The organism is Paraburkholderia sp. SIMBA_027, assembly GCF_046535315.1.
GTDB lineage: Bacteria > Pseudomonadota > Gammaproteobacteria > Burkholderiales > Burkholderiaceae > Paraburkholderia > Paraburkholderia tropica.
Genome location: NZ_JAWRWY010000791.1, coordinates 1 through 264, shown reverse-complemented (window position 1 = coordinate 264; position 264 = coordinate 1). Strand labels below are relative to the sequence as shown.

At 64.0% G+C, this 264-nt stretch carries 1 protein-coding gene; it reads left to right on the top strand.

Annotated elements, in window-relative coordinates; all coding sequences use genetic code 11:
- Positions 1 to 264: acyl-CoA dehydrogenase family protein (locus tag SB764_RS41225; RefSeq protein WP_410866930.1), on the top strand; the 264-nt coding region annotated here is incomplete at both ends.

Genomic DNA, 264 nt, shown 5'->3' with positions numbered 1-264 from the left:
CCCTACCTGCATGAGCGCAAACAGTTCGGCCAGGCGATCGGTGAGTTCCAGCTGATGCAGGGCAAGCTCGCCGACATGTATGTGATGATGAATACGGCCCGTGCCTACGTCTACGCCGTCGCATCCGCCTGCGATCGCGGTGAGACCACCCGCAAGGACGCCGCCGGCTGTATTCTCTACGCCGCCGAAAAGGCAACCACCATGGCGCTCGAGGCCATCCAGGCGCTCGGCGGCAACGGCTATACCAACGACTACGCCGCCGGC